Below are 20056 nucleotides of genomic sequence, written 5' to 3'. Positions count from 1 at the left end.
ACCGTCCTCGGGTAGCGCAGTGGAAAGAAGCGCTGTGGCCTCTTTCGTGTTTCGAAACTCAATACCAGTCTGGATCTTTTAGTTCCATCAATTGAGCAATTCATTGAAGCATCTGGCCATTATTGGCCGGCATCGCCATGGCACTGCCGCCCAGAAGCAGGGCGGCTGCCACTGTCTTTAACGAAATTGCTCATGTTCAGCCTCGGCCGCGACGGCCAAAGAAGAAGGAAGCAATGAACATCACCAGGAATACGACAAAGAGAATCTTGGCGATACCCGTGGCGGTGCCCGCGATACCACCGAAGCCCAGTACTGCAGCGATGATGGCAATGATCAAGAATGTGATTGCCCAGCTCAACATGGTGATTCTCCTTACGCTTTCTGTTTAAAGGTGTTGCTTGTGGTGCTTTTCCCGGCGCGTCGAGTGCGCCAAGGTCGTTTGCTTAAAACACCCAACGTTCCTGAGGCGTCTCATCCACAGGCTGTGCCTGGTCGACATCCATCATGCGCATCGAGTCGTTATCAGCCAGGCTGCTGCTGACGGCGCTGAAGTGGGTTTGAGGCGTGTGTGGAATCGACAGGTGCGGCGTCTCTGGCTGTTGGCTCTGTTCCCAACGCAAGTACTGTTGGCCGCCAATCAAAGTGATCAATAGCGCCAGCAGGGCAAACAAGCCTTGCTGGACAAGCAATGGCGAGATACGCAATTGGGCGGCACCTTGGCGATTCATCCTGAAGTTCCTCCCACGCTGGGGTAGTGATCTTTGGCGGGCGATGGTTCATTAAATGCCCTGTTACCCAGACTCTTGCAGCCTGCATGCCACCTTTTTATCTGAATTAATTCGTTAAAAATCAACAAGTTATATTGTTTGTAAGAACCGTTTTGGACGCATCCTGCACGATGGCGCCTCTCAAGTCGTGCGTAATGCACGATGAACTCATGAAAACTTTCAATATTTTTGGAATTGAGGGAAGGGCGCAGATGTCAGAAAGGGACGCAGGCAATCGCCGAAGAACGATTTATTAATAAAAAATTAAATAAATCAGTTGGTTATCTTGTTATTAAGTAGATAGCTCCGCTGATTTGACTGAAATCGGCCACAATCAATCATGCAACTTGCCCGATTTCTCGGGGCCTAACCAAAATCAACAATTTAAAGGAGCGCAGGAACATGGAATCAGCCACTGAGCATCAAGGCCGTATTCTGCTGGTGGACGACGAGTCCGCCATCCTTCGAACCTTTCGCTATTGCCTCGAAGACGAAGGCTACAGCGTGGCCACCGCGACCAGCGCTGCTCAGGCCGAAGCCTTGTTGCAGCGCCAGGTTTTCGATCTGTGCTTTCTCGATTTGCGTCTGGGCGAAGACAATGGCCTTGATGTGCTGGCTCAGATGCGCATCCAGGCGCCCTGGATGCGGGTGGTGATCGTCACTGCTCACTCGGCCGTCGACACTGCCGTGGATGCGATTCAGGCCGGTGCCGCCGACTATCTGGTCAAACCTTGCAGCCCCGATCAGTTACGCCTGGCCACTGCCAAACAGCTGGAAGTTCGGCAACTTTCGGCGCGCCTGGAAGCCCTCGAAGGTGAAGTGCGCAAACCCAAGGAGGGTCTGGATTCCCACAGTCCGGCGATGAAAGTGGTGCTCGAAACAGCGCGCCAGGTCGCCAGTACTGACGCCAACATCCTGATTCTCGGCGAGTCCGGCACCGGTAAAGGTGAACTGTCACGGGCAATTCACGGCTGGAGCAAACGCCAGAAGAAGTCCTGCGTCACCATCAATTGCCCGTCCCTGACTGCCGAATTAATGGACAGCGAGCTTTTCGGCCACAGCCGAGGAGCATTCACCGGTGCCAGCGAAAGTACCTTGGGGCGTGTCAATCAGGCCGACGGCGGAACGTTGTTTCTCGACGAGATCGGCGATTTTCCGCTGACGTTACAGCCAAAATTGCTGCGCTTCATTCAGGACAAGGAATACGAACGCGTGGGCGACCCGGTGACCCGTCGCGCCGACGTGCGAATTCTCGCAGCGACTAACCTCAACCTGGAAGACATGGTTCGCGATGGTCGTTTTCGTGAAGACCTGCTCTATCGCCTGAACGTCATCACCTTGCATCTGCCGCCGCTTCGTGAGCGCAGGGAAGACATTTTGAACCTGGCAGACCGCTTCCTGGCGCGCTTCGTCAAGGAATACTCGCGTCCGGCCCGGTGTTTCAGCGACGAGTCCCGCGAAGCGCTGCTCAGCTACCGCTGGCCGGGCAACATTCGAGAGCTGCGCAACGTGGTGGAGCGCGCGAGCATTATTTGTCCGCAGGAGCGGGTAGAACTCAGCCACTTGGGCATGGCCGAAACCCCGACCAACCACACGCCACGAATTGGTGCTGCGCTGAGCCTGGATGAATTGGAAAAAGCTCACATTGGCGCGGTTCTCGCCACGGCCGACACGCTGGATCAGGCGGCCAAAACCTTGGGTATCGATGCCTCGACCCTGTACCGCAAACGCAAGCAGTACAACCTGTGAGTCGTAACCGATGAAACTGGCGATGACGTTGCGCACCCGGCTGTTTCTGAGTATTTCCGCACTGATTACTGTGGCGCTGCTTGGGCTCTTGCTCGGGCTGGTCAGCGTGATGCAAATGGCGGGGACTCAGGAAGCCCTGATCCGTGACAACTTCGTCACGCTGGATCTGGGATTGAAGCTGCGTCAGACCCTGGGTGATCAACTGATCATCGTGCTCGATGAGCAACCGGATCCTGCCGCGTTCGAGGCGTCCAAACAGCATTCCCTTGAATTGTTTGACGAAGGCATTGCTCGCGAACCGCCCAGCGAGGGTGCCCAGTATGGTTTCAAAAAGGCCAAGGCTGATTATCAGAACCTACTGCACTCCTTTGATCTTTCCAGTGCGCCTATCCAGGTAGTCGGTGGTGACGGGAATCTTGCGGAAAAATTCAACGCGTTGCGTAACGGTTTGATCTCTGAACAAAAACGCGCACTGAATAACATCACCGAGATCGAACGCAAGGCCCGGGAGCGAGCATTGTTGATTGCCGGCCTGCTTGGGTTGGTCGGTGTGGCGGTGTTGTTCATCGGGTTCATTACCGCCCATGCGATCGCCCGGCGTTTCGGGGCTCCGATCGAGGCTCTGGTGCAGGCAGCTGACAATATCGGCCAAGGCAATTTCGAAGTGACCCTGCCGATTTCCTCTGCGGCGGAAATGAACCAACTGACCCACCGCTTCGGCATCATGGCCGAGGCCTTGCGTGAGCACCAGGCTACCAATATCGATGAACTGCTCGCCGGCCAGCAACGCTTGCAAGCGGTGCTCGACAGCATCGACGACGGTTTGCTGATCATTGATCGTCAAGGTCATCTTGAGCACCTCAACCCGGTGGCTCAGCGTCAGTTAGGCTGGGACACCGATCGTCTTGGCCAAGGGTTGGGGACGGCGCTTGAGCGTCCCGAACTGGATGAACAACTGCAACTGGTGTTGCGCGGTGGCACCCTGGAACGAGCGCCGGAAGATCTGAGTATCGAGGTCGATGGCGAGTCGCGATTGCTGACCTATAGCCTGACACCGGTCAGCCATACCCAGGGTCATATTCTCGGCGCGGTGATGGTGTTGCATGACGTCACCGAACAGCGTGCCTTCGAACGGGTACGCAGTGAGTTCGTCCTGCGCGCCTCCCATGAGTTGCGCACACCGGTTACCGGGATGCACATGGCGTTCGGCCTGTTCCGCGAGCGGACGCATTTTGCTGAAGACTCCCGCGAAGCTGACCTGCTGGACACCGTCAACGAAGAAATGCAGCGCCTCATGCAGTTGATCAACGACCTGCTGAATTTCTCTCGCTATCAAAACGGCCTGCAAAAACTCACGCTGGCGCCATGCTCCATCGAAGACTTGCTGGATCAGGCCCAGATACGTTTTGCCGGCCCGGCACAGGAGAAGGGCATTGAGCTGCTGGTGGAAGTGCAGGGGCCGTTGCCGCGGTTGCAAGCTGATCAGGCGCAGCTGGAACGGGTGCTCGACAACCTGATCGACAACGCCTTGCGCCATACCTCCCACGACGGACTGATACGTTTGCAGGCCCGACGCCATGGTGAACGGATGATTATCAGCGTCGAGGACAACGGCGAAGGCATTGCCTACGGCCAGCAGGGACGGATCTTCGAGCCTTTCGTTCAGGTCGGTCGCAAAAAGGGCGGTGCCGGGCTGGGTCTGGCGCTGTGCAAGGAAATCGTGCAGTTGCACGGCGGACGGATGGGTGTCTATTCGCGGCCGGGGCAGGGGACGCAGTTCTACATGGCGCTGGCAATATAAGCCGGTGCCCTCTCAGGTTTCGTCATCCCGGCGTCGCGTAGTCAGTCGGCGGCCATGGGTAATCAGTTCGATGAACTGCACGGCGCTCAGGGCGTGGGCGAATAACCAACCCTGACCGAATTTCACCCCTTCGCTGCTCAGAAACACCGCTTGGGCTTCATGTTCGATGCCTTCGGCAATCACCTTGAGTTGCAGGGCCTGAGCCATACGAATGATGTGCGGTGCCACGCCGCTGCTGGCGGCATCATGCCCCAGCGCGTCGATAAATGCCTTGTCGATTTTCAGGCAGTCCACCGGTAGGGTCTGCAGGTAGGCGAGGCTGCAATAGCCGGTGCCAAAATCGTCGATCAGCACTTGATGCCCGACATCCCGCAGGGCTTGCAGGTTTTCTCTGGCCACCACCACGTCCACCAATCCGCGCTCGGTCACTTCAAAGGCAATTTGCTTGGCCGCCACCCGGTGCATGCTCAGCAGACGCGCCATCACCTGACCGATACGCGGCACCATGACATCGCAGGCCGCCAGGTTGACCGAGATGTACAGCTGCGGATTGGACCGCAACAGTTGCCCGAGCTGTTCCAGCAGGCGTTGTAATACGAAATCGGTCATCTGGCGAATCTGGCCGGTATTCTCCGCCATCGGAATGAATAGGTCGGGACTGGTCAGCGTGCCGTCCGGCCTGCGCCAGCGCAGCAGGGCTTCAGCGCCGACGCAGTTGCGGCTGTCGAGGTCGAAGATCGGTTGATACAACACTTGTAGCTCGCCTCGCCGCATGGCGCCTTGCAGTTCGGCATCCAGCGACTGACGCTGGCGTACCAGCAAAAACACTAGAATGCCTACACAGGCACTCAGCGCCAGGCTCGCCGGAAGTAGCCACCACCATACCGCCGGTACATGCATTCCGGTACGTGGGGTGATCAGTACCAGCTGGTATTCGCGGGTGTTAGTGGGCATTCGGTAAATCAGGCGGGTAGGGGTGACTTGCAACGCATCGGGGCTTTTCGGGGGCCAGGGTTCTGTGGGGGGCCAGGCCTGAGCGACACCGAGCACTGGAATCGCCCGGGTGCCATGGTCGAGCACCACCAACAGGCTGCTCCCCGGAGACAGATCGACCATGTCGGTCAAATGCCCGCGGGACGTCGCAACCCGGAAATTGCCACGCCCAAGCATCAGTGCTGCGCGGTTCTCATCGGGTTCGGTGGTGGTGTTCAGCCAATAGCTGTAGATGGGCCCCTTGATGTCCGGCGGTCGGATCAGCGATACCCCTTCCTGGCGGGGGCGGTTGGAGCAGGTTCGAGCCGTGTCCATATAAGCGGCTTCATAAACGAAGCGGTAATTGAAGCTGACCTGCTGCAGGGTGGCGATCATTTCGTCATCGCAACCTCGCAGCGGTTGGGCTTGCAGGTCATCGAGGCTTTCGCGCAATTGCCCGAACAGCTGCTCCAGCCGGACCAGAAAGCGTTCTCCCTGGGCATTCATTTCCTGGCTTTCGTTTTGCTCAACCTGATGCATCGCCACGAACAAACTGCCGACCGTTAGAAGCGTTGCGCTCAAGGCAGTAGCCAGCATCGCCAAAAACCAAGGGCGATAGAACCAGCTATGCAGTCTCTCCCGAGCAGCAGGCATCATGGAATATCCGAAGAATTACCAATGAGTTATAGCTGCTGATTTGGAAAAAGCGCTGACCGTCGGGCGGGCGTCATTATTTTGTCTGATTCAACACCTGAAGAATCGCCGCGGTTTGTGCGTCCGGTGTCCCGTCGAAACGGGAGGGGCGAAAATGCAGCTGAAAAGCCGCCAGTACATTGCGTGTTTCTACATCCAGTTCGCCGGTTTGCGGCGTGGCATAGCCCAAGCGGGCAAGCTGCGCCTGAAACCAACTGATGCTGGGTAATTGCACCGCGAACTGCGCTTGCTGTCGCGCCACGGCCTGCTCGTTCGGCCATATTCCCAGGCCTTCGGCGGCCAGGCGCTTCCAGGGAAACAGCGGGCCGGGATCGAGCTTGCGCATCGGTGCGATGTCGCTATGGCCAATGATATGGCGGGGGCTGATGCCCTGGCGCTTGCTGATGTCCTTGAGCAGGAAGATCATCGACTGAATCTGGGCTTCGCTATAGGGATACCAGAGACGCCCGGTGGGGGTGTCCTCAAAGCCTTGGTTAACGATCTCGATACCAATGGAACTGGAGTTCAGCCAGGTCCGGCCTTGCCATTCGCTTTCGCCAGCGTGCCAGGCCCGGAAATTTTCATCCATCAGCTTATAAATAGTGGCGCGCTTGTCGTCGCTAATCAGGTAATGGCTGCTGACCTCGCCATGGGTCAGCAATTGCAGCGAGGTCTCCAGGGATGCGGAGGTGTAATGCATCACCACGAACTGAATGCGACTGTCGTGATTGGCTGAAGGGTGACTGGTATCGATTCGGGGGCCGCTGGCACAACCGGCTAATAGAAGCAGCGACGCAATAAGAACAAGACATTTCATGGCGGGAGGCAGTACACGCAAGACAATAATGCAACAGTGTAACGGCATTGCCTTGCGCGCAGAGGGCAAAAAGTGCTGTTTTAAACAAAATGGAACAATTAGCTATCAGCCCAGTTCTATTCGATTCCGGCCATTATTTTTCGCCCGATATAGCGCCTGATCAGCTCTTTTAAGCACAAGGTCACTATGTTCGCCGGATCTGAAGGCGGTCAGTCCCATGGAAATAGTGACGGTGACTCGCTCGCCCTTGAAGTGAAACGGGCAGGCTTCGATCGATGCGCGCAAGGTTTCCAGTAGCTTCGCGCCCACCGCCGGCACCGTGGCAGGCATCAACAGTACAAACTCCTCACCCCCGAACCTGGCAATGAAATCAGTCCCGCGCAGACGCTTGCGTAGCACGCTGGCGATGATTTTCAGTACCTTGTCGCCCGCCAGGTGGCCATAGTTGTCATTGATGCGTTTGAAATGGTCGAGGTCGAGCATTACCAGCAACAGGGTATTGCCATGTTGTTGCCATTGGCCTATTTCGTGTTCCAGGCGTTCGCTCCAGGCTGCCCTATTCGGCAGGCTGGTCAATGGATCGATCAACGCCTTCTGGCGCTGCTCTTCGAGATGCTCGCGGTAGCCCAGGGCTTCCTGCTCCATGTGGGCAACCCTTTCGGCCAGGCTTTGCAGGCGGGCTGCTACTTCCTGCTCGCGCTCGTCCCGCTGCTTCTGGTGTTGGTCCATGGTGCCAAGCAGGCCTTCGAGATGGTTTTCCAGCACATGCTTGAGATCATCAAGGTCGGCCGCTTCCTGCATGCTGCTTTGCAAGCCGTCGACTTGCTCGCGAATCTGCGTGTCCATTTCCCGCGCGGCCGAGCGGTTGTCGGCGTGGCCGTCGCTCGCGGCTTGCAGGTTGCTCTGAAATGACTCGAGGCGTTCGTTGAGTTGCTGCAGATAGGCTTCGAATTCGTGCTGGCCGCTGTCGGTGATCGCCAGCATCAAGGTTGCCAGGTCATCGAGGATCGGTAGCAATTCGTACCAGTTCAAGCCATTTTGAAGACGATCACGCATCGCCTCGGCTTGCGGACGATGGCGCTCGGGCAGCGTCAGGTCATCGAGAAGGCCCAGCAGCGTATCTTCGATATGCTTGGCGACAGAGCTGTAGGACGGCTCCGGCGAGTCCGGCAGGGCATACAGAATATCGTGCTCGGGCTGCTCTGGATCGATGGCCATCGGAGTCAGTTCATCGGGATTGATTGCCGACTGAGCCTGAGTGGCCGATAGGGTAACCGCTTGAACCGGTTCTTGTGGTTGCTCGATATTCGGCCGGGTTGGTAATTCCCGGACCTGGCTGTTTGTAGCTTCTGGTTCAAGGACGGGCGGGACAAACGCCACGACTTCAGCCGCAGGTGCCATTGCTGTTGGCGCCTGAGTTTGCGCTGGCTCAGGGTGCGCAGCGGCGGGCATCGCGGCTTCGACGGTTGGCAACACCACTTGTTGCGGTCTATCGGCGGCTGGCGAGAGATTGGCCATCGCTTGTGGGTGCTCGGCCAGTGCTGCAACCGGTTCGACAGGTTGCGGGGCAGGCATTTGCGATGTGAGGGCGGCGAGCTGTGACGCGGTCTCTTCCGTTTCCCTACCGAACAACCGCTGCAGGAAGCCCGGGCGATCAGGTTCGGCAGGGTTCTCCAGCAGGTTTAAGGCTTTGCCTTGCAAGCCACTCAGCTCGCTGAGCAGCAACGGGATTTCGCGAGCCTGGCCTACGCGTCCGTCCAGCTGTTTGGCGAATTTTTTCAGCGGTCGGCTTACTTCCCGGGGCAGCGGCAACGCTTGCAACTGAGAGACCAGCGCCGTCAGGGCTGCACTGACTTGATTGACCCGGGTTTCCCGGCGTTGCTCGGAGTCGAGAACGGCTTTTTCCAGGCGCGGCAGCAAGGCTGCCAGGCCGGCGTCCATGTCATCGGTGCGTACGACTTCGCGCATTTCCTTCATGCATTGGTCAACGGCGCGATCGGTACCTTCTGCGGCCAGGGTACTGCGTACCAGCCCGCGACGCAGCAAGTCGAGCCGGGCGTCCCATCGACGTTCCAGCTTTTCTTGTTGTTCGATGTTTTTGAGGTATTTCTCTTTCCAGCGCTGTGTTTCGTCGCTCATTCAGGCAGGACTCAACGCGGGCAATGCATCGGCCGTGAGCGAACCCGGCAGACGAATCTCTACCGCGACCGGCAGGTGATCGGAAATGGGCTGTGCCAGCACTTCGACCTTTTCAAGGGTCAGAGTGGGGCTGAGCAGAATATGGTCCAGGCAGCGCTGCGGGCGCCAGCTGGGGAAGGTCGCTTCCAGTTGCGGCGCGAGCAGGCCCAAATCACGCAACGGGGAGTTTTGCAGCAAGTCACTGGCATGGGTGTTCATGTCGCCCATCAGCACCTGGTGTTTATAACCGCCGATCAATTCGCGGATGTAGGCCAGTTGCAGGCTACGGGCGCGGGCGCCAAGCGCCAGGTGCATCATCACCACCACGAGCGCTTCCGGACCTTCGCCGAAGCGCACCAGAATGGCCCCGCGACCCTTGGGCCCCGGCAGTGGATGATCTTCAATCGCCCATGGGCGCAGGCGGCTGAGCACGCCATTGCTGTGCTGGCCGAGATGGCCGAGATTGCGATTGAGTTGTTGATACCAGTAGGGGAAAGCACCGAGCTGCGCCAGGTGTTCGACCTGATTGACGTAGCCTGATCGCAGGCTGCCGCCATCGGCTTCCTGCAAGGCGACCAGATCGAAGTCGCCCAGCAGATTACCGATTTTTTGCAGATTGTCGGCACGCCCTGTGTGCGGCAACAGATGCTGCCAGCCGCGGGTCAGATAGTGTCGATAGCGCTCGGTACTGATACCGACCTGGATATTGAAACTGAGCAAACGCAGACGGCTGTTCACGGGCAACCCCGTCGATTCCAGGTGATGCTCGTTGACCTGCGGATGATGCAGGCCAACGATGCGTTCAGTTCCCCAGCGGCGCATGGCAGGTGCCGCGCTTAGTTAGCGACGGCCTTGGTTGCCGCTCGCTCTTTGGCGACCAGTTGGTCGGCCAGTTTCAGCGCTTGTTCGGCACCGCCGGCAGAGCCGATGTCAAAGCGATACTTGCCATTGACGATCATGGTAGGCACGCCGGTGATTTCATATTTCTTTGCAAGTTCTTTGGCTTTGTTGATTTGGCCCTTGATGGCGAAGGAGTCGAAGGTGGCCAGGAACTTGTCCTTGTCTACACCTTGGGTCGCCAGGAAGTCCGCCATGTCTTCTTTGTCGGTCAGTTTCTTGTGTTCTTTCTGGATCGCTTCGAAAACTGCCGCGTGAACCTTGCTTTCGACGCCCATGGCTTCAAGGGTCAGGAACATTTGGCCGTGTGCGTCCCAAGGGCCGCCAAACATGGCCGGAATGCGCACGAAGTTCACGTCGGAAGGCAGTTTTTCAACCCATGGGTTAATGACGGGTTCGAAGGCATAGCAATGCGGGCAGCCGTACCAGAACAGCTCCACGACTTCGATTTTGCCAGGCGCGGCCACCGGGACTGGATTGCTCAGCTCGACATAGGGCGCTGCAGGTTTTTCGGCGGCTTGGGCAGTCATGCCGAACAGGCTGGCAGCGACGAGCGCGGCGCTGATGATCAGATTACGCATGCTTTACTCCTGGACAATTGGGTCGCCTCGCGCGACCTGTTTTCAGACAGATCCTGGCGGGCTTGAGTTTGTAGTGTAACGGCAGCGGCCACAAAAAAGGGCAGCCAAAGCTACCCTTTTTATGTTTGCATCGACGGATTAATCGAGTGTTAACGTTGCAAGAGATGTACATCTCCAGCAACGCTTGTTCGATCGATCTCAGTGCAAGCCTTGAATATAGCTGGAGACTGCGGCGATATCTTCGTCGCTCAGCTTTTTAGCGATGCTCTGCATCGGCTTGGTATCGCCGTCGTTGGTGCGGCCACCTTCTTCTTTTCTGAAGTCGGTCAGTTGCTTGCCGACGTACTGGGCATGCTGGCCGCCCAGATGCGGGAAGCCGGCAGCTGCGTTGCCCTTGCCATCTGGAGAGTGGCAACCAGTGCAAGCTGGCAGGCCCTTGGCCAGATCACCGCCACGGAACAGTGCTTCACCGCGAGCCACGACTTTCGGGTCGGCGGCGCCAACGCTGCCTTTCTGGCTGGCGAAGTAGGCGGAGATATCAGCCAGGTCCTGATCGCTCAGGTTGGTCAGCAGGCCGGTCATTTCCAGTACCGTGCGTTTGCCGGACTTGATGTCGTGCAGCTGCTTGTTCAGATAACGCTCGCCCTGACCTGCCAGTTTCGGAAAGTTAGGCGCCATGCTATTGCCATCCGGGCCATGACAGGCGCCACATACTGCGGCTTTCGCCTGACCAGCAGTCGCATCACCTGCAGCATGGGCAATGCCGGAGATCCCCACGGTCAACAGCAGACTCACGATCAATTTGTTCATCAGCTAATCCAACTACGGCTAAGGGTTAAAGAGTTATGGGCCGGGTTTACTCGCTCATCCACTGGATGATGGCTCGGTAATCCTCGGCACTGCAGTCCATGCACAAACCACGCGGCGGCATCGCCTTGAAACCCTGGGTCACGTGTTGCACCAGCGTCTCCATACCTTTCGCCAACCTCGGCGTCCAAGCTTCCTGATCGCCCTTGCGGGGCGCCATGGGTAGTTGGCCGGAATGACAGGCACCACAAACACGGTTGTACACAGCTTCCGGATCCTGTGTAGCCTGAGCGCTGTAAAGCGGCATCAAGACACCGGCAGCTAGCAGCCATTTCGTCATAAAACGACCTTTTCAGGGTTGAGAGCGTGCTGCGTTCTAATGCGCAATCAAGGTTAATCGCTCTCGTGAACTTCATCCTACGCTGGGACAAAGCGCACACAAAATCTGCGGCATTATATACTGGCGTCACTGAAACGGAAACGACACTGCTTGCCGCGTCCATTCCCGGCGCCGCCCACATCGGAAATCCCATGCAACTCAAGAACCCCATCCTCGGCCTGTGCCAACAGTCCACCTTCATGCTCAGCGCCGCCAAAGTCGATCAATGCCCCGACGACGAAGGCTTTGAAGTGGCCTTCGCCGGGCGTTCCAATGCCGGCAAGTCCAGCGCGTTGAACACCCTGACACACGCCAGCCTGGCGCGGACCTCGAAAACACCGGGTCGCACGCAGCTGTTGAACTTCTTCAAGCTAGACGATGAACGCCGTCTGGTCGACCTGCCGGGTTACGGTTACGCGAAAGTACCAATCCCGTTGAAGATGCACTGGCAGCGTCACCTCGAAGCCTATCTGGGCGGTCGTGAGAGTTTGAAAGGTTTGATTCTGATGATGGATATCCGTCATCCAATGACCGATTTCGACCTGCTGATGCTCGATTGGGCTGTCGCCAGTGGCATGCCGATGCATATTTTGCTGACCAAGGCAGACAAGCTGACCTACGGCGCGGCGAAAAACGTGCTGCTCAAGGTTCAGTCGGAAATCCGCAAGGGCTGGGGCGATACGATCACTATCCAGCTGTTTTCGGCACCCAAACGCTTGGGTCTGGAAGACGCCTACACTGTATTGGCGGGCTGGATGGAGTTGGCGGACAAGGGCAGCGAGGCTGCCGAGTAAGGCTTTACAGGTGAAAAGCCAGGCAAAAAAAACCCCGGACTTCATATGGGGAGGGAGAAGTTCCGGGGTTCAAGCTCCGGACCGCTAGGGCGGGGTCCAGATATCTGCCAACACTTAACACAACATAGGAGCATCGAAGGGCTTCACCAGCCATTCAGTATCTCTGAGTGGCGGTTCACGGATTTAGTTCAGACTATTTTCAAAAACCATTGGAAATAATCGATGTCATTTTCCGCACTATAGCCCTTCGTTATTTTGTGCTGCGGCATAAGGCCGCAGCACCGGCGTCTTTCAGGCCGTTCAGTGCGCCTCATCCCAGTTGTTGCCTACGCCTACCTCGACCAGAAGTGGTACATCCAACTGTGCTGCGCTACTCATGTGCACGCGAATGTCCTCACGCACCTGATCGATCAGGTCCTCACGCACCTCAAGCACCAATTCATCGTGTACCTGCAGGATGACTTTGGCGTCCAGGCCTGACGATGTCAGCCAGTTATCCACCGTTACCATGGCTTTCTTGATGATGTCCGCCGCGGTGCCTTGCATCGGGGCATTGATCGCTGTGCGCTCCGCAGCTTTGCGCAGGGCCTGGTTTTTCGCGTTGATTTCCGGCAGGTACAAGCGACGACCAAAGATGGTTTCGACGAAACCTTGCTCGGCGGCCTGGGCACGCGTGCGCTCCATGTATTCCAGTACGCCGGGATAACGGGCGAAGTAGCGATCGATGTAGGCTTGGGACTGTTTGCGGTCTACGCCGATCTGCTTGGCCAGGCCAAACGCGCTCATGCCGTAGATCAAACCGAAGTTGATGGCTTTAGCGCTACGACGCTGATCGTTGGTGACCGCATCCAGCTCGACGCCAAATACCTCTGCGGCCGTTGCCCGGTGAACATCGAGGTTGTTGCGGAAGGCGTGCAGCAAGCCTTCATCCTTGGCCAGATGCGCCATGATCCGCAGTTCGATTTGCGAGTAATCCGCGGCCAGCAGCTTGTAGCCTTTCGGCGCGACGAACGCCTGACGAATCCGACGACCTTCGGCAGTGCGAATCGGAATGTTCTGCAGGTTCGGGTCGATGGACGACAAACGTCCGGTGGCGGCGACGGCTTGCTGATAAGACGTATGAATGCGCCCGGTGCGAGCGTTGATCTGCTCTGGCAAACGGTCGGTGTAGGTACTCTTGAGCTTGCTCAGCGAGCGGTATTGCATCAGCACCCTGGGCAGCGGGTAGTCCTGTTCGGCCAATTCGGCCAACACCGCCTCGGCAGTCGAGGCCTGGCCCTTGGCAGTTTTGCTGAGCACAGGCAAACCGAGTTTTTCGTAGAGAATCACGCCCAGTTGCTTTGGCGAGCCCAGGTTGAATTCTTCACCGGCAATGGCGAACGCTTCGCGCTCAAGGGCGACCAGTTTCTCGCCCAGCTCGACGCTCTGGATGCCCAACAGGTTGGCATCCACGAGCGCGCCTTGGCGTTCGATTCGGGCCAGAACCGGCATCAGCGGCATTTCAATCTCGTTGAGCACTTTGCCCAGGCTTGGCGTTGCTGCGAGTTTTTCCTGCAAAGCCAGGTGCAACTGGAAGGTGACATCGGCATCTTCGGCAGCATAGGGGCCTGCCAGCTCAAGAGAGATCTGGTCGAAACTCAGCTGTTTGACGCCTTTGCCCGCGATCCCTTGAATGTCGGTCTTGCTTTGACCCAGGTACTTGAGCGCCAGGCTGTCCATGTCGTGGCGGGTGGCCGTCGAGTCCAGGACGTAAGATTCGAGCATGGTGTCGTAGGCAATACCCTGAACAATAATCCCGTTGCTCTGATCGCCACCGATGGCGCAGTTGGCGAGGATATTGGTTTCGAACTTGGCGTGTTGGCCGACTTTCAGTTTATTCGGGTTTTCCAGCAGCGGTTTCAACGCCAACAGCACCGTGTCGCGATCCAGTTGCTCCGGCACGCCCATGTAGGAATGGGTCAGCGGAATGTAGGCCGCTTCGTTGGCCGCGACCGAAAATGACAGACCCACCAGTTGTGCATGTTGTGCATCGCTGCCGTTGGTTTCGGTGACGAAGGCGATCAACGGCGCCTTGTCGAGCTTGCCCAGCCAGGCCTCGAAGTGCTTCTGGTCGAGGATGGTTTCGTACTTCGCTTCGGCAGTGCCCGGCTGTTCCTGGGCGACCTCGACAATGTCCTGACCCGAGCGCTTCGCGTCGCGCTGGTTCTCTTCGAACCAGCTTTTGAATTCCAGCAGGGTGTAGAGTTCGGCGAGCTTGTCGTGATCCGGCTGGCCCATTTGCAGGTCATCGAGACCGACGTCCAGCGGCACGTCGATCTTGATGGTTGCCAACCGATAAGAAAGAAAGGCCATTTCCTTATGCTCTTCGAGCTTGGCCGGCAGGGTTTTGGCGCCGCGAATCGGCAGGGTCGGGACGATGTCGAGCTGAGCATAGAGTTCGGTCAGGCCGCCATTCACGCCGACCAGCAGGCCGGAAGCGGTCTTGGGGCCGATACCTGGAACCCCCGGGATGTTGTCGGACGAATCGCCCATCAGTGCCAGATAATCGATGATCTGCTCGGGAGCGACGCCGAATTTCTCCTTCACGCCCTCCACGTCCAGCGCGCTACCGGTCATCGTATTGACCAAGGTAATGTGCCCGTCGACCAGTTGCGCCATGTCCTTGTCGCCGGTGGAGATCACCACCGGACGGTCGGCGGCCGCGCTGCTGCGGGCCAGGGTGCCGATCACGTCATCGGCTTCGACGTTGTCCACGCACAGCAATGGAAAGCCCAGGGCCTTGACGCTGGCGTGCAGCGGCTCGATCTGGACCCGCATGTCGTCGGGCATGCTTGGGCGATTGGCCTTGTATTCGGCGAACATCTCGTCGCGGAACGTCCCGCCCTTGGCGTCGAATACCACGGCGAACGGGCTGTCCGGGTACTGCTTGCGCAGACTCTTGAGCATGTTCAGTACGCCCTTGACCGCTCCGGTCGGCAGGCCTTTGGACGTGGTCAGCGGTGGCAGCGCATGAAAGGCGCGGTACAGATAAGAAGAACCGTCCACCAGGACGAGGGGGGCTTGGCTCATGAGCAGGATCAACCTTTTCGGCGGGTCCGGCGCTAGAATAGCGGGACCGTTGACGACAAAGGGACAAGGTTATCATGCGCACACTAAATCGCTTGTTGCTGGCTGGCTTGTTTGCAGTCACCCCATTGGCTGTCATGGCGGCGGACGACGCGCCCTCGGCGGACCCGGATGTAACAATCCGCACGGAAGGTGACAAAACCATTCAGGAATATCGGCAAAATGGCTTTTTGTACGCCATCAAGGTGACCCCGAAAGTCGGTAAACCGTATTTCCTGGTGCGCGCTGATGGCTCGGACGGTAACTTCATTCGCTCGGACCAGCCGGATATGCTGATTCCGTCGTGGAAAATATTTGAGTGGTAAACCGCTCCTAACTTAAATCGGCGCCGGCAGTCGCGGCGCCCGTACTGGCAGTTTTAACCATGTCTGTGTTCACCCCCCTGGCTCGGCCCGAGCTGGAAACCTTTCTCGCCCCTTACGGGCTCGGCCGCCTGCTTGATTTCCAGGGGATCGCCGCCGGTAGTGAAAACACCAATTTCTTTATCAGCCTGGAGCAGGGCGAATTTGTCCTGACCCTGGTCGAGCGCGGTCCGGTGCAGGAGATGCCGTTCTTCATTGAACTGCTCGACGTGCTGCACGACGCCGACCTGCCGGTGCCTTATGCCTTGCGCACCACCGACGGCGTCGCGTTGCGCGAACTGGCCGGTAAGCCCGCGCTGCTGCAGCCCCGGCTGGCGGGCAAGCACATCAAGGACGCCAACGCGCAGCATTGCGCTCAGGTCGGCGAGCTGCTGGCTCATCTGCACCTGGCGACCCAGGCCAACATGATCAAACGCAAAACCGATCGCGGCCTGGACTGGATGCTGGAGGAGGGCACGCAGTTGCTTTCGCATCTGAATGCCGAGCAAAGCGATTTGCTGCAACGGGCGCTGGATGAAATCACACAACAGAAGACGAAAATTCTGGCACTGCCGCGAGCCAACATCCATGCGGACCTGTTCCGCGATAACGCAATGTTCGAAGGCACACACCTGACCGGGTTGATCGACTTCTACAACGCCTGTTCGGGGCCGATGCTCTATGACGTGGCGATTGCCTTGAACGATTGGTGTTCGGACGAACAAGGGCAGCTTGATGGCGCTCGGGCGCGGGCATTGCTGGGCGCTTATGCCGCGCTACGACCGTTTACCGCTGCCGAGGCCGAGCTATGGCCGACCATGCTGCGCGTGGCATGCGTACGGTTCTGGTTGTCGCGATTGATCGCCGCGGAGTCTTTCGCCGGGCAGGACGTGTTGATTCACGATCCGATGGAGTTTCAGCTGCGGCTGATGCAGCGGCAGAAGGTCCACACACCGCTGCCTTTCGCCCTCTAAATTGTGGCGAGGGGGCTTGCCCCCGTTGGAGTGCGAAGCGCTCCCCAGCAATTCATTGGGGGGCTCATGTGGGGCTGCTTCGCAGCCCGACGGGGGCAAGCCCCCTCGCCACAGTTCTACGGGACACTTACAACGACTCCAGACACCCCGCCAAATCATTCCCCAGCTTTTCCAGCACCTGCTCATACCCTTGAGCGGTCGCTGGCGTGTACCCGCCCAGTGCATCCAGTTCCGCCAGTTTCACCGGCAGCCCGGCCACCAGGGTTTCTGCCAGGCGTGGGCGCAGCGGAGGCTCGCTGAACACGCAGGTCTTGCCGACTTCCTGCAACCGCGTGCGCATCGCTGCCACGTGTTGGGCGCCGGGTTGTACTTCGGCTGCGACACTGAATACGCCAGTGTGCTTGAGGCCGTAAGCGTCTTCGAAGTAGTCGAAGGCTTCGTGGAACACGAAATATGGCTTGCCCGCGATACCCGCCAGGCGGGCTTTCAGACGCAGGTCTAAAGCATCCAGGCGCTCATCGAATGCCTTGAGGTTGCTCTGGTAGCGCGCCGCGTTGGCCGGGTCGGCGGCGCTCAGATCGGCGGCCATTTTGGTGGCGATCACTCGGGCGTTGATCGGTGACAACCACAAGTGTGCATCCAGGCTACCGGGGCGGTGATCGTGGTCATGCTCGTCGGCTTCTTCGGCGTGGGAATGGTTATCTTCGGCGAAATGTCGCAGTTTCAGGCCAGGCAAATCCTGCACCGCGACGCTGGGCAACGTACGACCTTTCAGCACGCGAGGCAGGAAACCTTCCATGTCCGGGCCGATCCAGTACACCAGATCCACCGATTGCACTTTCCGTACGTCGGAAGGGCGCAAGGCGTAGTTATGGGGTGAGGCACCAGGCGGCAGCAAGACTTCCGGAACCGCTATGCCGTCCTGCACCGCCGCGGCGATCAACTGCAGGGGTTTGACGCTGGTGAGGACTTTAACCTCGGCTTGAGCTGAGCCGATCAGCAGAAAAGTAGCGACAAATGCGACAAAGATAGAAAAAAGTCGGGACACGATGACCACTCGAAGAGGCGAGAACGGGTAACATAATAACGTCTCTCACAAAACTCGTCGCCGCTCATGCCTAAAACACCGATTGCCAGCCGTCCCCACGACCACTCTCATTGCGTTCATAGCGCACTGTCTGAGGCCGATGCCTTGTGCGCACGTCAGGGGCTGCGCCTGACTGCTTTGCGCCGGCGGGTGCTGGAACTGGTATGGCAAAGCCACAAACCGTTGGGTGCCTATGACATTCTGGCGGTGCTCAGCGAGCAGGACGGCCGCCGCGCTGCGCCTCCTACCGTGTACCGCGCGCTGGATTTCCTGCTGGAAAACGGCCTGGTTCATCGCATCTCCTCGCTGAACGCCTTCGTCGGGTGCAATCACCCGGAACACGCCCACCAAGGCCAGTTCCTGATTTGCCGTGAATGCCACGCCGCCATCGAACTCGAACAGAAATCCATCAGCGACGCGATCATCAATAGCGCCAAAGATGTCGGATTCATCGTCGAGGCCCAGACCGTTGAAGTGATCGGTCTCTGCTCGGGCTGCCAGGGGGCTTGATGAGCAACGCGCTGATTCGCCTCGAGCAGGTGGCTGTCACCTTTGCCGGGCAAAACGTGCTGGACAACATCGAGCTGAGCGTCGAACCGGGGCAGATCGTCACCTTGATCGGCCCCAATGGTGCCGGCAAAACCACGCTGGTGCGCGCGGTGCTCGGTTTGCTGAAACCGGACAGCGGCAGCGTCTGGCGCAAGCCGAAGTTGCGCGTCGGTTACATGCCGCAAAAACTCCATGTTGATCCGACCCTGCCGCTGTCGGTGCTGCGCTTCTTGCGTCTGGTCCCGGGCGTGGACCGCGCTCGGGCGTTGGCCGCCCTCAAGGAAGTCGGTGCCGAACAGGTCATCGACAGCCCGGTGCAAAGTGTTTCCGGTGGCGAAATGCAGCGGGTGCTACTGGCGCGGGCGTTGCTGCGCGAGCCGGAATTGCTGGTGCTCGATGAGCCGGTGCAAGGCGTCGATGTGGCCGGTCAAGCCGAGCTCTACAGCCTGATTACACGCTTGCGCGACCGTCATGGTTGCGGCGTTTTGATGGTCTCCCACGATCTGCATCTGGTGATGAGCACCACCGACCAGGTGGTGTGCCTGAACCGTCATGTTTGCTGCTCCGGGCATCCCGAGCAGGTCAGTGGCGATCCGGCGTTCGTCGAACTGTTCGGAAAGAACGCACAAAGCCTGGCGATTTATCACCACCATCACGACCACGCTCACGACCTGCATGGCTCGGTGGTCAGCGCGTCCCCGTCGGCCCCTACCCACGTTCATGGAGATAGCTGCAAGCATGGCTGATTTTCTGCTCTTTGCCCTGCTTGCAGGTCTGGCCCTGGCGCTGGTCGCGGGCCCGTTGGGTTCGTTCGTGGTCTGGCGACGCATGGCCTATTTCGGCGACACGCTGTCCCATGCCGCATTGCTCGGCGTGGCACTGGGTTTCCTGCTGGATGTCAGCCCGACCGTTGCCGTCACGGTAGGCTGCTTGTTGCTGGCGGTATTGCTGGTGACGTTGCAACAACGGCAACCACTGGCGTCCGACACGCTGTTGGGAATTCTCGCACCGAGCACGCTCTCGCTTGGCTTGGTGGTACTAAGCTTCATGCATGAAGTGAGGATCGACCTGATGGCTTATCTGTTCGGCGATTTGTTGGCGATCAGCCCGACCGATCTGGCCTGGATTCTCGGCGGTAGCGCGGCGGTGCTGGCATTGCTGGTCACGCTGTGGCGACCTTTGCTGGCGATCACGGTGCACGAAGAACTGGCCAAGGTGGAAGGTTTGCCAGTGGCGGGGTTGCGCCTGGCCCTGATGTTGCTGATCGCTGTGGTGATTGCGGTGGCGATGAAAATCGTCGGCGTGTTGCTGATCACTTCGTTACTGATTATTCCAGCGGCTGCGGCACAGCGTCACGCCCGCTCGCCGGAGCAGATGGCACTGGGCGCGAGCCTGCTGGGCATGCTCGCGGTGTGTGGCGGGCTGGCGTTGTCCTGGTTCAAGGACACCCCGGCCGGCCCGTCGATTGTGGTGACGGCCGCCGCGCTGTTTCTGCTGAGTTTTGTCCTGCCCCGTCGAGGGGTGTAGACTTGCTCGTTTTTTGC

At 58.5% G+C, this 20056-nt stretch carries 19 protein-coding genes; 8 read left to right on the top strand and 11 right to left on the bottom strand.

Going from position 1 to position 20056, the window contains the following annotated elements; translation table 11 throughout:
• Positions 1-196: 196 nt before the first annotated feature.
• Positions 197-361, bottom strand: a complete 165-nt coding sequence (locus PMI18_RS30485) for a DUF1328 domain-containing protein (RefSeq protein WP_003177151.1) — start codon at positions 359-361, stop codon at positions 197-199.
• Positions 362-443: 82 nt separating this feature from the next.
• Positions 444-728: a hypothetical protein gene (locus tag PMI18_RS10745; protein WP_007902890.1), complete on the bottom strand. Its 285-nt coding sequence runs from the start codon at positions 726-728 to the stop codon at positions 444-446.
• Between the two features lie 441 nt (positions 729-1169).
• Between PMI18_RS10745 and algB the strand changes: the two genes are divergently transcribed.
• Both algB and PMI18_RS10755 read left to right on the top strand, forming a co-directional pair.
• Entirely contained in the window at positions 1170-2516 is a 1347-nt protein-coding gene (gene algB, locus PMI18_RS10750; protein ID WP_007902889.1) for a sigma-54-dependent response regulator transcription factor AlgB, read from the top strand.
• Positions 2517-2526: 10 nt separating this feature from the next.
• Entirely contained in the window at positions 2527-4317 is a 1791-nt protein-coding gene (locus tag PMI18_RS10755) for an ATP-binding protein (RefSeq protein WP_007902888.1), read from the top strand.
• Positions 4318-4329: 12 nt separating this feature from the next.
• Here PMI18_RS10755 and PMI18_RS10760 read toward each other — a convergent pair whose 3' ends face one another.
• From PMI18_RS10760 to PMI18_RS10790, 7 genes are all read right to left on the bottom strand, one after another.
• Complete coding sequence (locus tag PMI18_RS10760) at positions 4330-5946, bottom strand: EAL domain-containing protein (protein WP_007902887.1); 1617 nt, start codon at positions 5944-5946, stop codon at positions 4330-4332.
• 73 nt (positions 5947-6019) lie between these two features.
• The gene (locus tag PMI18_RS10765) at positions 6020-6799 is read right to left on the bottom strand and encodes an N-acetylmuramoyl-L-alanine amidase (protein ID WP_033036640.1); all 780 of its coding nucleotides are present in this window, start codon (positions 6797-6799) and stop codon (positions 6020-6022) included.
• A 105-nt stretch (positions 6800-6904) separates the two neighbouring features.
• Positions 6905-8938, bottom strand: a complete 2034-nt coding sequence (locus tag PMI18_RS10770) for a GGDEF domain-containing protein (RefSeq protein ID WP_007902885.1) — start codon at positions 8936-8938, stop codon at positions 6905-6907.
• Positions 8939-9799 (bottom strand): endonuclease/exonuclease/phosphatase family protein, encoded by an 861-nt coding sequence (locus PMI18_RS10775; RefSeq protein WP_007902883.1) that lies wholly within the window; start codon positions 9797-9799, stop codon positions 8939-8941.
• Positions 9800-9813: 14 nt separating this feature from the next.
• Positions 9814-10455 carry a thiol:disulfide interchange protein DsbA/DsbL gene (locus PMI18_RS10780; RefSeq protein WP_007902881.1) on the bottom strand — a complete coding sequence of 214 codons (642 nt, stop codon included), beginning with the start codon at positions 10453-10455 and terminating at the stop codon, positions 9814-9816.
• Positions 10456-10653: 198 nt separating this feature from the next.
• Positions 10654-11265 carry a c-type cytochrome gene (locus PMI18_RS10785; RefSeq protein WP_007902879.1) on the bottom strand — a complete coding sequence of 204 codons (612 nt, stop codon included), beginning with the start codon at positions 11263-11265 and terminating at the stop codon, positions 10654-10656.
• 46 nt (positions 11266-11311) lie between these two features.
• On the bottom strand, positions 11312-11602 hold the full coding sequence (locus PMI18_RS10790; protein ID WP_003196231.1) for a c-type cytochrome: 291 nt from the start codon (positions 11600-11602) through the stop codon (positions 11312-11314).
• 191 nt (positions 11603-11793) lie between these two features.
• Here PMI18_RS10790 and yihA point away from each other — a divergent pair, with 191 nt between their 5' ends.
• Positions 11794-12435: a ribosome biogenesis GTP-binding protein YihA/YsxC gene (gene yihA / locus PMI18_RS10795; protein ID WP_007902875.1), complete on the top strand. Its 642-nt coding sequence runs from the start codon at positions 11794-11796 to the stop codon at positions 12433-12435.
• A 300-nt stretch (positions 12436-12735) separates the two neighbouring features.
• Here yihA and polA read toward each other — a convergent pair whose 3' ends face one another.
• Positions 12736-15504 carry a DNA polymerase I gene (gene polA / locus PMI18_RS10800; protein ID WP_007902873.1) on the bottom strand — a complete coding sequence of 923 codons (2769 nt, stop codon included), beginning with the start codon at positions 15502-15504 and terminating at the stop codon, positions 12736-12738.
• A 74-nt stretch (positions 15505-15578) separates the two neighbouring features.
• Between polA and PMI18_RS10805 the strand changes: the two genes are divergently transcribed.
• Entirely contained in the window at positions 15579-15866 is a 288-nt protein-coding gene (locus tag PMI18_RS10805) for a DUF2782 domain-containing protein (protein ID WP_007902871.1), read from the top strand.
• A gap of 59 nt (positions 15867-15925) precedes the next feature.
• Complete coding sequence (locus PMI18_RS10810; protein ID WP_007902869.1) at positions 15926-16876, top strand: homoserine kinase; 951 nt, start codon at positions 15926-15928, stop codon at positions 16874-16876.
• Positions 16877-17003: 127 nt separating this feature from the next.
• On the opposite strand, the gene PMI18_RS10815 is transcribed toward PMI18_RS10810, so the two are convergent.
• Positions 17004-17924, bottom strand: coding sequence for a zinc ABC transporter substrate-binding protein ZnuA (locus PMI18_RS10815; protein WP_007902867.1), 921 nt, complete (start codon positions 17922-17924; stop codon positions 17004-17006).
• A 66-nt stretch (positions 17925-17990) separates the two neighbouring features.
• Between PMI18_RS10815 and zur the strand changes: the two genes are divergently transcribed.
• From zur to znuB, 3 genes are read left to right on the top strand one after another with little or no spacing between them, the layout of a single operon-like run.
• Positions 17991-18473, top strand: a complete 483-nt coding sequence (zur, locus tag PMI18_RS10820) for a zinc uptake transcriptional repressor Zur (RefSeq protein ID WP_007902861.1) — start codon at positions 17991-17993, stop codon at positions 18471-18473.
• Positions 18473-19258, top strand: a complete 786-nt coding sequence (znuC, locus tag PMI18_RS10825; protein WP_007902857.1) for a zinc ABC transporter ATP-binding protein ZnuC — start codon at positions 18473-18475, stop codon at positions 19256-19258. Before zur ends, znuC begins: the two co-directional genes overlap by 1 nt.
• Positions 19251-20039 (top strand): zinc ABC transporter permease subunit ZnuB, encoded by a 789-nt coding sequence (gene znuB / locus PMI18_RS10830; RefSeq protein WP_007902855.1) that lies wholly within the window; start codon positions 19251-19253, stop codon positions 20037-20039. Before znuC ends, znuB begins: the two co-directional genes overlap by 8 nt.
• Positions 20040-20056 lie beyond the last annotated feature (17 nt).

It is taken from the genome of Pseudomonas sp. GM102 (assembly GCF_000282555.1).
GTDB lineage: Bacteria > Pseudomonadota > Gammaproteobacteria > Pseudomonadales > Pseudomonadaceae > Aquipseudomonas.
Note: the sequence above shows the minus strand (reverse complement) of the source record. Positions and strands in the feature narration are given on the sequence as shown.

Bases quoted from the DNA above. Each gene is read 5' to 3' on its own strand.
- algB (WP_007902889.1), top strand. From the start codon at position 1,170: ATGGAATCAGCCACTGAGCATCAAGGCCGTATTCTGCTGGTGGACGAC.
- znuB (WP_007902855.1), top strand. From the start codon at position 19,251: ATGGCTGATTTTCTGCTCTTTGCCCTGCTTGCAGGTCTGGCCCTGGCG.
- PMI18_RS10745 (WP_007902890.1), bottom strand. From the start codon at position 728: ATGAATCGCCAAGGTGCCGCCCAATTGCGTATCTCGCCATTGCTTGTC.
- PMI18_RS30485 (WP_003177151.1), bottom strand. From the start codon at position 361: ATGTTGAGCTGGGCAATCACATTCTTGATCATTGCCATCATCGCTGCA.
- PMI18_RS10775 (WP_007902883.1), bottom strand. From the start codon at position 9,799: ATGCGCCGCTGGGGAACTGAACGCATCGTTGGCCTGCATCATCCGCAG.
- polA (WP_007902873.1), bottom strand. From the start codon at position 15,504: ATGAGCCAAGCCCCCCTCGTCCTGGTGGACGGTTCTTCTTATCTGTAC.
- PMI18_RS10770 (WP_007902885.1), bottom strand. From the start codon at position 8,938: ATGAGCGACGAAACACAGCGCTGGAAAGAGAAATACCTCAAAAACATC.
- PMI18_RS10755 (WP_007902888.1), top strand. From the start codon at position 2,527: ATGAAACTGGCGATGACGTTGCGCACCCGGCTGTTTCTGAGTATTTCC.
- PMI18_RS10780 (WP_007902881.1), bottom strand. From the start codon at position 10,455: ATGCGTAATCTGATCATCAGCGCCGCGCTCGTCGCTGCCAGCCTGTTC.
- PMI18_RS10790 (WP_003196231.1), bottom strand. From the start codon at position 11,602: ATGACGAAATGGCTGCTAGCTGCCGGTGTCTTGATGCCGCTTTACAGC.
- PMI18_RS10810 (WP_007902869.1), top strand. From the start codon at position 15,926: ATGTCTGTGTTCACCCCCCTGGCTCGGCCCGAGCTGGAAACCTTTCTC.
- PMI18_RS10805 (WP_007902871.1), top strand. From the start codon at position 15,579: ATGCGCACACTAAATCGCTTGTTGCTGGCTGGCTTGTTTGCAGTCACC.
- PMI18_RS10760 (WP_007902887.1), bottom strand. From the start codon at position 5,946: ATGATGCCTGCTGCTCGGGAGAGACTGCATAGCTGGTTCTATCGCCCT.
- yihA (WP_007902875.1), top strand. From the start codon at position 11,794: ATGCAACTCAAGAACCCCATCCTCGGCCTGTGCCAACAGTCCACCTTC.
- zur (WP_007902861.1), top strand. From the start codon at position 17,991: ATGCCTAAAACACCGATTGCCAGCCGTCCCCACGACCACTCTCATTGC.
- PMI18_RS10765 (WP_033036640.1), bottom strand. From the start codon at position 6,799: ATGAAATGTCTTGTTCTTATTGCGTCGCTGCTTCTATTAGCCGGTTGT.
- PMI18_RS10785 (WP_007902879.1), bottom strand. From the start codon at position 11,265: ATGAACAAATTGATCGTGAGTCTGCTGTTGACCGTGGGGATCTCCGGC.
- znuC (WP_007902857.1), top strand. From the start codon at position 18,473: ATGAGCAACGCGCTGATTCGCCTCGAGCAGGTGGCTGTCACCTTTGCC.